Source organism: Thauera aromatica K172, from assembly GCF_003030465.1.
Taxonomy (GTDB): Bacteria; Pseudomonadota; Gammaproteobacteria; order Burkholderiales; family Rhodocyclaceae; genus Thauera; species Thauera aromatica.
In genome coordinates, this window is the sequence record NZ_CP028339.1 from 851,702 (window position 1) to 865,488 (window position 13,787).

The 13,787-nt window shown below is 67.3% G+C and carries 8 protein-coding genes and 1 pseudogene; 4 read left to right on the plus strand and 5 right to left on the minus strand.

The window, feature by feature from the left end; all coding sequences use genetic code 11:
* The first annotated feature begins 168 nt into the window (after positions 1 to 168).
* The 4 genes from gltB (at position 169) to aroQ (ending at position 7,902) form a co-directional block, all read left to right on the plus strand.
* On the plus strand, positions 169 to 4,866 hold the full coding sequence (gene gltB / locus Tharo_RS04160) for a glutamate synthase large subunit (RefSeq protein ID WP_107220109.1): 4,698 nt from the start codon (positions 169 to 171) through the stop codon (positions 4,864 to 4,866).
* On the plus strand, positions 4,867 to 6,330 hold the full coding sequence (locus tag Tharo_RS04165; protein ID WP_107220110.1) for a glutamate synthase subunit beta: 1,464 nt from the start codon (positions 4,867 to 4,869) through the stop codon (positions 6,328 to 6,330).
* Between the two features lie 80 nt (positions 6,331 to 6,410).
* Entirely contained in the window at positions 6,411 to 7,373 is a 963-nt protein-coding gene (locus Tharo_RS04170) for an AEC family transporter (RefSeq protein WP_107220111.1), read from the plus strand.
* A 91-nt stretch (positions 7,374 to 7,464) separates the two neighbouring features.
* A complete protein-coding gene (gene aroQ, locus Tharo_RS04175; protein WP_107220112.1) occupies positions 7,465 to 7,902 on the plus strand; it encodes a type II 3-dehydroquinate dehydratase in 438 nt (145 codons plus the stop codon).
* A gap of 11 nt (positions 7,903 to 7,913) precedes the next feature.
* Here aroQ and ggt read toward each other — a convergent pair.
* The 5 genes and pseudogenes from ggt to Tharo_RS04200 form a co-directional block, all read right to left on the minus strand.
* Positions 7,914 to 9,410 (minus strand): annotated as a pseudogene (gene ggt / locus Tharo_RS04180) (gamma-glutamyltransferase); the annotation flags it as partial.
* 225 nt (positions 9,411 to 9,635) lie between these two features.
* Positions 9,636 to 10,721, minus strand: coding sequence for an IS5 family transposase (locus Tharo_RS04185; RefSeq protein WP_107220113.1), 1,086 nt, complete (start codon positions 10,719 to 10,721; stop codon positions 9,636 to 9,638).
* 72 nt (positions 10,722 to 10,793) lie between these two features.
* Positions 10,794 to 11,066: a gamma-glutamyltransferase gene (locus Tharo_RS04190; RefSeq protein WP_245880993.1), complete on the minus strand. Its 273-nt coding sequence runs from the start codon at positions 11,064 to 11,066 to the stop codon at positions 10,794 to 10,796.
* 105 nt (positions 11,067 to 11,171) lie between these two features.
* Positions 11,172 to 12,365 carry an acetate/propionate family kinase gene (locus Tharo_RS04195; RefSeq protein WP_107220114.1) on the minus strand — a complete coding sequence of 398 codons (1,194 nt, stop codon included), beginning with the start codon at positions 12,363 to 12,365 and terminating at the stop codon, positions 11,172 to 11,174.
* Entirely contained in the window at positions 12,362 to 13,765 is a 1,404-nt protein-coding gene (locus Tharo_RS04200) for a bifunctional enoyl-CoA hydratase/phosphate acetyltransferase (RefSeq protein ID WP_107220115.1), read from the minus strand. Before Tharo_RS04200 ends, Tharo_RS04195 begins: the two co-directional genes overlap by 4 nt.
* Positions 13,766 to 13,787: the final 22 nt, after the last annotated feature.

The following is a 13,787-nucleotide window of genomic DNA, read 5'->3' on the forward strand; positions in this document are numbered from 1 at the left end:
GTCCTGGTCATCAAACAGTTGTTTTTGCACCAGTCTGGTGCAAATCACAAAGCCGGTGCGCGCGCGCCCGGCTTTTTTGTGCGCGTTCGGTTTATCAGGCCTTCCGGTTTGAAAGGCCTTTGTCGGCCCCCATGCGCGTGATCTTGCGTGTCGTTTGAGGAATAGAAGATGGATCAGCCCCAAAAGCAGGGTCTTTACGACCCCGCCAATGAACACGATGCCTGTGGCGTGGGTTTCATCGCCCACATCAAGGGCGAGAAACGTCATGACATCATCCTGCAGGGCCTCGAAATCCTGAAAAACCTCGATCACCGGGGCGCGGTCGGTGCCGATCCGCTGCAAGGGGACGGTGCGGGCATCCTGATCCAGATCCCGGATCAGTTCTACCGCGAGGAAATGGCGAAGCAGGGCGTCGCCCTGCCGCTGCCCGGCGAGTACGGCGTCGGCATGGTGTTCATGCCCAAGGAGGCCGCGTCCCGCCTCGCCTGCGAGGAAGAGATCGAGCGCGCGGTCGTGGCCGAGGGCCAGGTCGTGCTCGGCTGGCGCGACGTGCCGGTCAACCGCGAGATGCCGATGTCGCCGACGGTGAAGGCCAAGGAGCCGGTGATCCGCCAGATCTTCATCGGCCGCGGCGCCGACGTCATGGTCACCGAGGCGCTCGAGCGCAAGCTCTACGTCGTGCGCCGCCGCTCGGCGAACGCGATTGCCGCGCTGCAGCTCAAGCACGGCAAGGAGTTCTACATGGTGTCGATGTCGGCACGCACGGTGAACTACAAGGGCCTGCTGCTGGCAAACCAGGTCGGCGAGTACTATCTCGACCTCGTCGATGCGCGCGCAGTGTCGGCGCTGGCGCTCGTCCACCAGCGCTTCTCGACCAACACCTTCCCGAAATGGGATCTGGCGCACCCGTTCCGCTACATCGCCCACAACGGCGAGATCAACACCCTGCGCGGCAACTACAACTGGATGCGCGCGCGCGAGAAGGGCGTGCATTCGCCGCTGCTCGGCGACGACCTGCAGAAGATCTGGCCGCTGATCTACCCCGGCCAGTCCGACTCCGCCTCCTTCGACAACGCGCTCGAGCTGCTGGTGATGAGCGGTTATTCGCTCGCCCACGCGATGATGATGATGATCCCGGAGGCCTGGGAATCGCATGCGCAGATGGACGAGAAGCGCCGCGCCTTCTATGAGTACCACGCAGCGATGATGGAGCCGTGGGACGGCCCCGCCGCGGTGGCGTTCACCGACGGCCGCCAGATCGGCGCCACGCTCGACCGCAACGGCCTGCGCCCGGCGCGCTACCTCGTCACCGACGACGATCTCGTCGTCATGGCCTCGGAGTCCGGCGTGCTGCCCATCGCCGACAGCAAGATCGTCAAGAAATGGCGCCTGCAGCCGGGCAAGATGTTCCTGATCGACATGGAGCAGGGGCGCATCATCGGCGACAAGGAGATCAAGGAGTCGCTCGCCAACGCCCGCCCCTACGCCGACTGGCTGCGCCGGATCAACATCAAGCTCGACACCCTGGAAGTGCCCGCCGTGGCCGACACCGCCGCCGCCCGCGGCGAGCGTGTCGCGCCGCTGCTCGATCGCCAGCAGGCCTTCGGCTACACCCAGGAGGACATCAAGTTCATCCTCGAGCCGATGGGCCGGAGCGGCGAGGAGGGCACCGGCTCGATGGGCAACGACTCGCCGCTGGCAGTGCTGTCGAGCAAGAACAAGCCGCTCTTCAACTACTTCCGCCAGCTCTTCGCCCAGGTCACCAACCCGCCGATCGACCCGATCCGCGAGCAGATGGTGATGTCGCTGGTGTCCTTCATCGGGCCCAAGCCGAACCTGCTCGAGATCAACGAGATCAACCCGCCGTTCCGCCTCGAGGTCAGCCAGCCGGTGCTCGACTTCGCCGGCATGGCCAAGATCCGCAACATCGCGCGCTACACCCAGAACAAGTTCCGTTCCGCCGAGCTCGACATCTGCTATCCGGCTGAATGGGGCAAGGAAGGCGTCGAAGCGCGCCTCGCCTCGCTGTGCGCGGACGCCGAGAACGCGGTGCTGGGCGGTTACAACATCCTGATCGTGTCCGACCGCAAGCTGTCGGCCGAACGCATCGCGATTCCGGCGCTGCTGGCGCTGTCGGCGATCCATCAGCACCTGGTGGCGAAGGGCCTGCGCACGCGCGCCGGCCTGGTGGTGGAAACCGGCAGCGCGCGCGAAGTGCACCACTTCGCCGTGCTCGCCGGCTACGGCGCCGAAGCGGTGCACCCCTACCTCGCGCTCGAGACGCTGCAGCACATGGCCGACGACACCGAGACCGCGGCCAAGTACGTCAAGCATTTCGTCAAGGCGATCGGCAAGGGCCTGATGAAGGTCATGTCGAAAATGGGCATCTCGACCTACATGTCCTACACCGGGGCGCAGATCTTCGAAGCCGTCGGCCTCAAGCAGGCGCTGCTCGACAAGTACTTCACCGGCACCACGAGCCAGGTCGAGGGCATCGGCGTGTTCGAGGTGATGGAAGAGGCGATCCGCCTGCACCGGGCCGCCTTCGGCGCCGACCCGGTGCTCCACGACATGCTCGATGCCGGCGGTGAATACGCCTTCCGCGCCCGCGGCGAAGAGCACATGTGGACGCCGGATGCGATCGCCAAGCTCCAGCACGCCACCCGCTCGGGGCGCTCGGACACCTACAAGGAATATGCCCACATCATCAACGACCAGAGCCGCCGGCACATGACGCTGCGCGGCCTGTTCGAGCTGAAGGCGTCGGCGACGCCGGTCGCGCTCGACGAAGTGGAGCCGGCGAAGGAGATCGTCAAGCGCTTCGCCACCGGAGCGATGTCGCTCGGCTCGATCTCGACCGAAGCCCACACCACGCTGGCGGTGGCGATGAACCGTATCGGCGGCAAGTCGAACACCGGCGAGGGCGGCGAGGACCCGATGCGCTTCAAGCCGCTGACCGAGGCGATCAAGCTGTCGCAGGTGATCGGCGAGAGCCGCATTGCCCGCGACCTCGAACTGAACGCCGGCGATTCGCTGCGTTCGGCGATCAAACAGGTGGCTTCGGGCCGTTTCGGCGTCACCGCCGAATACCTGGCCAACGCCGACCAGATCCAGATCAAGATGGCCCAAGGCGCCAAGCCCGGCGAGGGCGGCCAGCTGCCCGGCCACAAGGTTTCGGAGTACATCGGCTTCCTGCGCCACTCGGTGCCGGGGGTCGGCCTTATCTCGCCGCCGCCGCACCACGACATCTATTCCATCGAAGATCTGGCGCAGCTGATCCACGACCTCAAGAACACCAACCCGGTGGCGAGCATCTCGGTCAAGCTGGTGTCCGAGATCGGCATCGGCACGGTGGCGGCGGGCGTGGCCAAGGCCAAGGCCGACCACATCGTCGTCGCCGGCCATGACGGTGGCACCGGCGCCAGCCCCTGGAGCTCGATCAAGCACGCCGGTTCGCCGTGGGAGCTGGGCCTCGCGGAGACGCAGCAGACCCTGGTCCTGAACCGCCTGCGCGGGCGCGTGCGCCTGCAGGTCGACGGCCAGATCAAGACCGGCCGCGACGTCGTCATCGGCGCGCTGCTCGGCGCCGACGAGTTCGGCTTCGCCACCGCGCCGCTGGTCGTCGAAGGCTGCATCATGATGCGCAAGTGCCACCTCAACACCTGCCCGGTCGGCGTCGCCACCCAGGACCCGGTGCTGCGTGCGCGCTTCTCCGGCCAGCCCGAGCACGTGGTGAACTACTTCTTCTTCGTCGCCGAGGAAGTGCGCGAGCTGATGGCCCAGCTCGGCGTCCGCAAGTTCGACGAGCTGATCGGCCGCGCCGACCTGCTCGACATGAAGAAGGGCATCGCCCACTGGAAGGCGCAGGGGCTGGACTACTCGCGCATCTTCTACCTGCCGCCGGTGCCTGCCGAAGTGCCGCGCCTGCACGTCGATACCCAGGACCATGGGCTCCAGGGCGCGCTCGACAACCAGCTCATCACGCTCGCCAAACCGGCGCTGGAGAAGGGCGAGAAGGTCAATATCGACCTGCCGGTGCGCAACATCAATCGCACCGTCGGGGCGATGCTGTCCGGCCAGGTGGCGGCCAGGTACGGCCACCCCGGGCTGCCCAGCGACACCATCCACATCCGCCTCAATGGCACCGCGGGGCAGAGCTTCGGCGCCTTCCTCGCGCGCGGCGTCACCCTCGAGCTGGTCGGCGAAGGCAACGACTACGTCGGCAAGGGCCTGTCGGGCGGGCGCATCATCGTGCGCCCGAAGGCCGAGTTCCGCGGCGACACCCACGACAACATCATCGTCGGCAACACCGTGCTGTACGGCGCGACCGAGGGCGAGGTGTATTTCGCCGGCGTCGCCGGCGAGCGTTTCGCGGTGCGCAACTCGGGCGCCACGGCGGTGGTGGAAGGGGTGGGCGACCACGGCTGCGAGTACATGACCGGCGGCACGGTGGTGGTGCTCGGCCAGACCGGGCGCAACTTCGCCGCCGGCATGTCGGGCGGCGTGGCCTACGTGCTCGACGAGGACGGCAGCTTCGAGCAGCGCTGCAACATGGCGCAGGTGGCCCTGGAGCCGCTGCCCGACGAGATCGCCGCGCGCAAGGGCTCGGAGTCGGGTGACGACCTCGAATCCCACGGCCGCGTTGATATCGACCACCTGACGATGGGCGACGAGCTCATCCTCAAGGGCCTGATCGAGCGCCACGTCCGCTTCGCCGGCAGCGTGCGCGCGCGCGAGATCCTGAACAACTGGGCGACCTGGCGCAAGAAGTTCGTCAAGGTGTTCCCGCACGAGTACCGCCGCGCACTCGCCGAAATGGCCGAAATGAGGGCCCAGCAGCGCGAAGCAGACAAGGAGGCCGTATAAATGGGCAAGCCCACGGGTTTCATCGAGTATCAGCGCCTGTCCGAGGCCTATGAGCCGATCGACAAGCGCCTGAAGACCTACAAGGAGTTCGTCGCCCGCCTGACCGATGAGCAGGCCTCGATCCAGGGCGCGCGCTGCATGGACTGCGGCATTCCGTTCTGCAACAACGGCTGCCCGGTCAACAACATCATCCCGGACTGGAACGATCTCGTATATCGTGGCCACTGGCGCGAGGCGATCGAGGTGCTGCACTCGACCAACAACTTCCCTGAGTTCACCGGCCGCATCTGCCCCGCGCCATGCGAAGCGGCGTGTACGCTGAACATCAACACCGATGCGGTGGGAATCAAGTCGATCGAGCACGCGATCATCGACAAGGCCTGGGAAGAAGGCTGGGTGATCCCGCAGCCGCCGGAGACGAAGACCGGCCGGAAGGTCGCCGTGGTTGGCTCCGGCCCCGCCGGTCTGGCGGCCGCCCAGCAGCTCGCGCGCGCCGGTCACGACGTCACCGTGTTCGAGAAGAACGACCGCATCGGCGGCCTGCTGCGCTACGGCATTCCCGACTTCAAGATGGAAAAGGGCCTGATCGACCGCCGCGTCGAACAGATGCAGGCCGAAGGCGTGGTCTTCCGCACCGGCGTGCTGGTCGGCGCCCAGGACCTGCCGGCCGGCATCGTCAATGACGCCAGGGAAGTGGTCAGCGCCGAGCAGCTGCGGCAGGACTTCGACGCCGTCGTGCTCGCCGGCGGTGCGGAAGTCCCGCGCGACCTGCCGGTGCCGGGCCGCGAACTCGCCGGCGTGCATTTCGCGCTCGAGTTCCTGATCCCGCAGAACAAGCAGGTCGCCGGCGACAAGCCCAATCCGATCTCGGCCAAAGGCAAGCACGTGGTGGTGATCGGTGGCGGCGACACCGGTTCCGACTGCGTCGGCACATCGAACCGCCACGGCGCGGCGAGCGTGACCCAGTTCGAGCTGATGCCGATGCCGCCCGAGCGCGAGAACAAGGCGCTGACCTGGCCGTACTGGCCGGTCAAGCTGCGCACCTCGTCCTCGCACGAGGAAGGCTGCGAGCGCGACTTCGCCGTCGCCACCAAGGAATTCATCGGCAAGAACGGCAAGGTGAAGGCGCTCAAGGCCTGCCGTCTGGAGTGGAAGGACGGCAAGATGTCCGAGGTCCCGGGCTCGGAGTTCGAGATCAAGGCCGACCTGGTGCTGTTCGCGATGGGCTTCACCCAGCCGGTGGGCGGCGTGCTCGAAGCCTTCGGCGTCGACAAGGACCCGCGCGGCAACGCCAAGGCGACGACCGATGGCGAGGGTTGCTACGCCACCAGCGCACCCAAGGTGTTCGCCGCCGGCGACATGCGCCGTGGACAGTCGCTGGTCGTGTGGGCGATTCGCGAAGGCCGCCAATGTGCTCGTGCGGTCGATGAGTTCCTGATGGGCGAGAGCCTGCTGCCGCGCTGAGGGGCTGTCCTCAGTGGCGTTCGGGGCGGTCTGCGGACCGCCTTTTCCTTTTTTGATTCAAGCACAAGGCCTGCCTGCGAATGCTGGACATCCTCGCCATCACCACGCCCGTCTTCGTCCTGATCGCGGTCGGCTTCGGTGCGGTGCGCACCGGCCTGTTCTCCACCGCCGACGTCCGTGCGCTGGGGCGTTTCGTGATCCAGTTCGCGCTGCCGGCGCTGCTGTTCAAAACGCTGTCGCAGCGCAGCTTCGGCGAGATCATGAACCTGCGCTTCATCCTCGCCTACCTGCTCGGCTCGCTGCTGGCCTGTGTCGCGGCGGCCCTGTTCGCCCGCTACGTGAAAAAGCATGCGCCGCTGAGCGCGGTCTTCGTCGGCATGGGCAGCTCGATGTCGAACAGCATCTTCCTCGGCCTGCCGATTGCCCTCCAGGTGATCGGGCCGGTGGCGTCGGTGATCGTCGCCCTGGTGGTGATGGTGGAGAACCTGCTGATGCTGCCGCTGCTGCTGGCGGCCGCGGAAAGTCTGGGCAAGCCGGGCCTGGGCCTGTTGCCTGCGTTGCGGCGGATCTTCGAGCGGCTGCTGAAAAATCCGCTGGTGATTGCGATCAGTGCGGGCTTTGCCGCCTCGCTCCTCGAACTGGCGATCCCGGCGCCGGTGGCGAGGGCGATCGACCTGCTGTCGGTGACTTCGGCGGGCGTGGCGCTGTTCGTCGTCGGTGGCAACCTGGTCCGTATCCCGGTCGGTGGCCTGCTCGGCGACGTCGGCCTGATCAGCTTCGCCAAGCTCGTCCTCCACCCGGCGGCGGTCGTCCTCGCGCTGTGGCTCGTCCCCGGTGTCGATCCCGCCTACCAGGCGGGAGCGGTGCTGATCGCCTGTGTGCCGATGTTGAGCATCTACCCGATCCTCGGCCAGCAATACGGCCTCGAGAGCCTGTGCTCGGCGGCACTGGTGGCGACCACGGTGGCTTCCTTCATTACCGTCGCGTTGTGGATCTGGGCCGTCGGCCAGGCCGGGCTGCTGGCCGCGAGCGCTCCCGGCTGAAGCGAAGCTGATACAGTGCGAGCCTGCCGCCGGGGCAGGCGGCGGACGCTTTCGGGCACTTTCCCACCTTCATCGATCAGGAGCGACCGGCATGAGCAAGGTTCTCGTCATCAACGGCCCCAATCTCAACCTGCTCGGCAGCCGCGAGCCCGGGATCTACGGTGCCACCACGCTCGCCGACGTCGAGTCCGGCCTGCGCGCGCAGGGCGGGACGCTCGGCGTCGAGGTGCTGTGCTTCCAGAGCAACCATGAGGGCGCGATCGTCGACCGCATCCACGCCGCGCGCGATGAGGATGTGGCCTGGATCCTGATCAACCCGGGCGCCTACACCCACACCAGCGTGGCGATCCGCGACGCGCTCGCCGGAGTGGCGATCCCCTTCGTCGAGGTGCACATCTCCAACGTGCACAAGCGCGAGCCATTCCGTCACCACTCCTACCTGTCGGACGTGGCCGAGGCCGTGATGGCTGGCTTCGGCACCGCGGGCTACGGCTTGGCGCTGCAGTACATCGCCGGCAGGCTGGGCTGAGCAGGGCGCTTTCAGGGGGCGGTAACCGCCGGCCGCGGCTGCTGCACCATCGCGCTGCCGCCGCCGTGGCGTAGGGGTTCGCTGACCGCGGTGACCGTGCCATCGGCGTTGAAGCGGATGCCGTTGGCGGCACCGATCTGGTCGGTTTCGCGCCACGTGTGGCCTTTGGCTTCGAGCGCCCTCGCTTGTGCGCTGCCGGGGAAGTTCAGCAGGGTCTCGACCAGGGTGGTGTCGCTGTTGCGTTGGCTCATGCGCGGGGCGGCGAGCGCGTCCGCCAGGCTCATGCCGAGGTCGATGTGATTGACGACGGTCTGCAGCGCGGTGGTGATGATGGTGGCGCCGCCCGGCGAGCCGATCGTGAATGCGGGCGCACCGTCCTTGAGCACGATGGTCGGGCTCATGCTCGAGCGCGGGCGCTTGTAGACTTCGGGCAGGTTGGGGTGCGGACCCTTGAAGTCGAAATCGGTGAGCTCGTTGTTGAGCAGGAAGCCGCGCCCCGGCACGACGATGCCGCTGCCGCCCCAGTCCTCGATGGTGAAGGTGTAGGCGACGACGTTGCCTTCGCGGTCGGACACCGCGAGGTGGGTGGTGTGCATCGACTCCTGCGTGAGCGGCCTCGGTTGCGGGCGTAGCGGCACCGAGCGGTCGTCCTCGAAGGTGTAGGGATCGCCCGCCTCGACCTTGCCCGCCGCGGCGGTGGCGCCGATGCGCTGCGCGCGCTGGCGGGCGTAGGCCTTGGACAGCAGACCGTCCTTGGGCACATCGACGAATTCCTCGTCGGCGAGGTAGGCGTTGCGGTCGGCGAAGGCCAGGCGCGAGGCTTCGAGGTAGAGGTGCTCGATCTCGGCGCGCGGCCGGCCGGCGAGCTCGAAGCTCTCGAGCAGGTTGAGCGCCTGGGCGATCGCGATCCCTCCGCTCGACGGGGCGGGCATGCCGTAGATCTCGTAGCCGCGGTAGGTCGAGCGGATCGGCTGGCGGATGCGCGCTTCGTAGTCCTTGAGGTCGGCCATCGTGAGGCTGCCGGCAATCACGTTGGCGCCGGGATTGAGCGGCGGATGCTGCACCGCGGCGACCATGCTCGCCGCGATCGGGCCCTCGTAAAAGGCCTTCACGCCGCCGCGCGCGAGGTCGCGATAGGTTCGTGCCAGATCCGGGTTGCGGAAATGCGTGCCCGGCGGCAGCGCCTTGCCGTCCCGTAGGTAGAGCGCGGATGCGGTGGAAAAACGTGCGAACTTGGCTTCGTTGGCGGCGTTGATGCGGTGGAAATTTGGGCTGACGGTGAAGCCTTCCTCGGCGACCCGGATGGCCGGCGCCAGCACCTCGTCCAGGCCCATCGTGCCGTAGCGCGCGAGCGCCTCGTGCCAGCCGCGCACGGTGCCGGGCACGCCGACCGCGAGGCCGCTGGCTACGGCGGCCTTCCATCCCATCTCGCTGCCGTCGGCGTTCAGGAACATGTCCGGATGGACGCTCGCCGGGGCCGCCTCGCGGTGGTCGATGGCGATCACGCGCTTGTCCCTAGCAGGGTGTTGAAAATCTCACCGTCACCTTCGGTTTCCAGTCGCCCCGGAAAAAATCGACGCGGAAAAGATCCGTTCCAAGCCGCCCTGATGACGATTCCAGCCGCTTTTCCCGCCGATTGTGCAACCGCAATTCAGCAGCGCTCCCGTCGCTGCAAAGCCAACGTATTCAACAATCCAATGCCGCAATACGAATGGCGCGCTTGCGCCATCGGATTACGGCGCCAGCAAATTACCCAGCCGCGTCAGGTTGTAGGCGGCAAAATTGAGCAGCGCATGCGCGCGAATCGTTTCCAGCCCGCGTGCCATCAGACGGCGCAGCGTGCCGATGTCCTTCACCCAGCCGAACGCCTCTTCGATCATCTTTCGACGACGCAGGCTGACCGCATAGCCCTCCGTGGCCTTGAGCGCCACGGGGACGGCACTACCCTTGGTTTTGGCGGCAACGTGCGCCAGCACGCCCAGCGGCTCAAGCGCAGCGATGAACTCGGCGGTGTCGTACCCCCGGTCGGCGGCCAGCGTCGGTTCGCGCGTCGCATCGGCCGGCTTCACGGTGCGCTTGACCATCACCAGCGCGGCCTCGCGCTCGGCGGTGCCCGTGGCCTGCGTGGTATGCACATCGACGATCAGCCCATTGCGGTTCTCCGCCAGCGCATGAGTCGTGAAGCTCAGGTAGGCACCTGCGCCGCCTTTGCTGGCCAGCAAGGCCTGCGGGTCGGTGCGCGAGACGTGCGTCTTGTTCGAGCGTTTCTGCCCTCGGAAGTCCACCTCGGGGTTGCGCCCCTGGTCCGGCCCCGGTGGTTCGTCCGAGCCGTCGCGCGCCATCAGGCTCTTGTGCGAGGCCCACGCCCGCAGCAGCGAACCGTCGACACTGAAATGCTCGTCCGAGACCAGATCTGCCCACTCGGCAATCGCCACCACGCCGCCGAAGAATTCGCGCATCACGCTCTCTTTGAGCAGCCGTTCGCGATTGGCGCTGAACGTCGAGTGATCCCATACCGCCTCGTCCAGCGTCAGGCCGACGAACCAACGGAACATCATGTTGAAGTCGATATGCTCGACCAGTGCGCGCTCCGAGCGAATCGAAAACAGGCATTGCAACAACGACGCGCGCAGCAAGCGTTCCGGCGCAATCGAGGGGCGCCCGCCCTCGGCATAGAGCGCATCGAAATGCGGCGACATCGTGCGCAAAACCATATCGGCCAGCGTCTTGATCCGGCGCAACGGATGATCGGGGGCAATTCGATCTTCGATATTGACGTAGCTGAACAGGGCGTTCTGTTTGTGGTCGATGCCGCGCATGGGAATAATTGCTGTAGAAATGCAGACGTAATTATATCAGCCGTAGAGCCCGCGCAGATGCTGGAAAGTGCATTAAATCAACACCCTGCTAGCGGCATAAATCAGCATGAAGCCGCCGCCGCCGATGCCGCAGCTGAAGGGATCGGTGACGCCAAGCGTGGCCGCCGCGGCGACTGCGGCATCGACCGCATTGCCGCCGGCGTCGAGGATCTCGATCGCAGCCCGGCTGGCTTCGTCGGAAACGGTGGCGACGGCGCCGCCGCGGCCGGTGGCGAGCGGCTGCTTCGCCAGGGCGCCGAAGGCGGCCATCATGACCGCAGCGGCGAGGAGAATCTGTCTTTTCACGGTGCACTCCGTCGTCCCGGGGAGGATGACGGTAGCACCGGGCAGAGGCCGCGCCCAAGGCGGGAATACCCGGCCTGTTTGGCGCAGGAGCGTCGCGGCAGTGCGTTACAGCCCGAGGGTTTCGGCGGTATACCGCGCGATCATGCGCTCCTCGTCGGTCGGCACCACGGCCACCGCGACGCGGCTGCCTGCAGTGTCGAGGCGGCGGGCGTGGCCGGCGGGGGTGGTGTTGGCGGCGGGGTCGATCGCGATGCCGAGCCAGGCCGACCACGCGGCGACTTTCTCGCGCACCGGGGCGGCGTGCTCGCCGATGCCGCCGGTGAACACCAGCGCGTCCAGCCCGCCGGCGGCGGCGGCGAGCGAGCCGAGTTCGCGCGCGATGCGGTAGCAGAACAGGGCCACCGCTTCCTCCGCCTCGGGGGCGGCCGAGGCGAGCAGGGTGCGCATGTCCTGGCTGATGCCGGAGACGCCGAGGAGGCCCGACTCCTTGTAGAGCAGCCTGGTCAGGGCCTTCGTGTCCATTCCCTTCTGTTCCATCAGGTAGAGCATCACGCCGGGGTCGAGGCTGCCGCTGCGGGTGCCCATCATCAGGCCTTCGAGCGCGGTGAAGCCCATCGTCGAGGCGACGCTTTTGCCATCGCGCAGCGCGCACATCGAGGCGCCGTTGCCGAGGTGGGCGATCACCACCGCGCCCTTGGCGCGCTCGCCGATCACCTCCGGCAACTGGCGCGCGACGTAGTCGTAGGACAGGCCGTGAAAACCGTAACGCTTGATGCCTTCGGCCGACAGTCGGCGCGGTAGCGCGAAAGCCTGCGCGAGCGCGGGCTGGGTGCGGTGGAAGGCGGTGTCGAAACAGCCGACCTGGGGCACGTCCGGCATCAGCGCCGCCACCGCACGCACCGCGCGCAGGTTGTGTGGCTGGTGCAGGGGAGCGAGCGGGACGAAGGTGTCGAGCGTGCGCAGCACCGCTTCGTCGAGCCGGGTGGGCGCGCTGAAGTGGTCGCCGCCGTGCACGATGCGGTGGCCGGCGGCGGCGATGTCGAGCGCCGGGTTGTGGCGGACGAGCAGGCCGAAGACGTGTTCGAGCGCGGCGCGGTGTTGTTCGCCCTGGCCGCCGGCGGTGGCGACCGCTTCGCGGATGCGCTCGCCGGCCGCGGTGTCGAGCGTGACTTCCGGGCTGGCGCCGATGCCGTCGACCTGGCCGCAGACGGCCGGGGCGGGCGCCAGCGTGCGATCGAGCGCGTACAGCGCGAACTTCAGGCTCGAGGAGCCGGCGTTGAGGACGAGGACGGCCTTCATGCCTTGAGCGCCTCGCGCTTCCTGTGCGCCATCAGCTGCACCACGGCGCAGGAGGCGGTGCGCGTCTCCGCGGTGTCGGCGCGGCTGGTGAGCACGATCGGCACGCGCGCGCCCAGCACCACCCCGGCCATCAGCGCGTTGGCGAGGTATTCGAGCTGCTTGGCGACCATGTTGCCGGATTCGAGATCGGGCACCACCAGGATGTCGGCCTGGCCGGCGACCGCCGAGCGGATGCCCTTGGTCTTGGCCGCGACGAGCGAGACGGCGTTGTCGAAGGCGAGCGGGCCGTCGAGCAGCCCGCCCCGGATCTGGCCGCGGTCGGCCATCTTGCACAGCGCGGCGGCGTCGATGGTGGAGCGGATCTTGGGGGTGACGGTCTCGACTGCCGACAGGATCGCGACCTTGGGGTCGGGCAGGCCGAGGACGTGGGCGAGGTCGATCGCATTCTGGATGATGTCGACCTTGTCCATCAGGGTCGGCTCGATGATGATCGCGGCGTCGGTGATCATCAGCGGATGGGGGTAGCTCGGCACGTCGGCGAGAAAGACGTGGCTGATGCGACGCCCGGTGCGCAGGTGGCGGATGACCTCGCTCATCATCTCGTCGGTGTGCAGCGAGCCTTTCATCAGCGCTTCGGCGCCGCCGTCGCGGCACAGCGCCACCGCGGCTTCGGCCGAGGCGTGGCTGTGTTCGGTGTCGACGATGCGCAGTCCGGCAAGGTCGATGCCATGCTCTTCGGCGACACCGCGGATGCGCGCTTCGGGGCCGACCAGGATCGGCTCGACCAGCCCGGCGCGGGCGGCCTGCACCGGGCCGAGCAGGGACTCGCGGTCGCAGGGGTGGGCGACCGCGATCGGGATCGGCGTCAGCCCGGACGAGATCGACAGCAGGTGGCGGTAGCGCAGCTCGCGGTCGGAGATCGTGACCTCGGGGAGCACGACGCGGGGGCGGCTGACCTTCTCGGTCGGCGCCAGCACTTCGGCGACACCGTCGATGACTTTCAGCCCGTCCTGGTTCAGCGCCAGGCAGTCGAAGCGGATGTGGTGGTCGTGCTCGAACTTTTCGCGGCAGGTGACGGTGATCGTGAGCGTGTCGCCGATCGTGATCGGGCGCCAGAAGTGCAGCCCCTGCGACACATACACCGTGCCGGGGCCGGGGAATTCGGTGCCGAGGATGGTGGAGATCAGCGTGCTGCCCCACATGCTGTGGCCGACCACTTCGCGGAACTGGCCGGAGCGGGCGTATTCGAGATCGACGTGGGTGGGGTTGACGTCGCCCGACATCGCCGCGAACAGGTGGATGTCTTCGGGGCGCAGGGTGCGCACGAGCTGGGCGAAGTCGCCGACCTGGATCTCGTCGAAAGTGCGGTTCTGGATGAGCGGCGGAGCGGCATGTTCCATTGCGGGTCTCTTCGTGATGTGC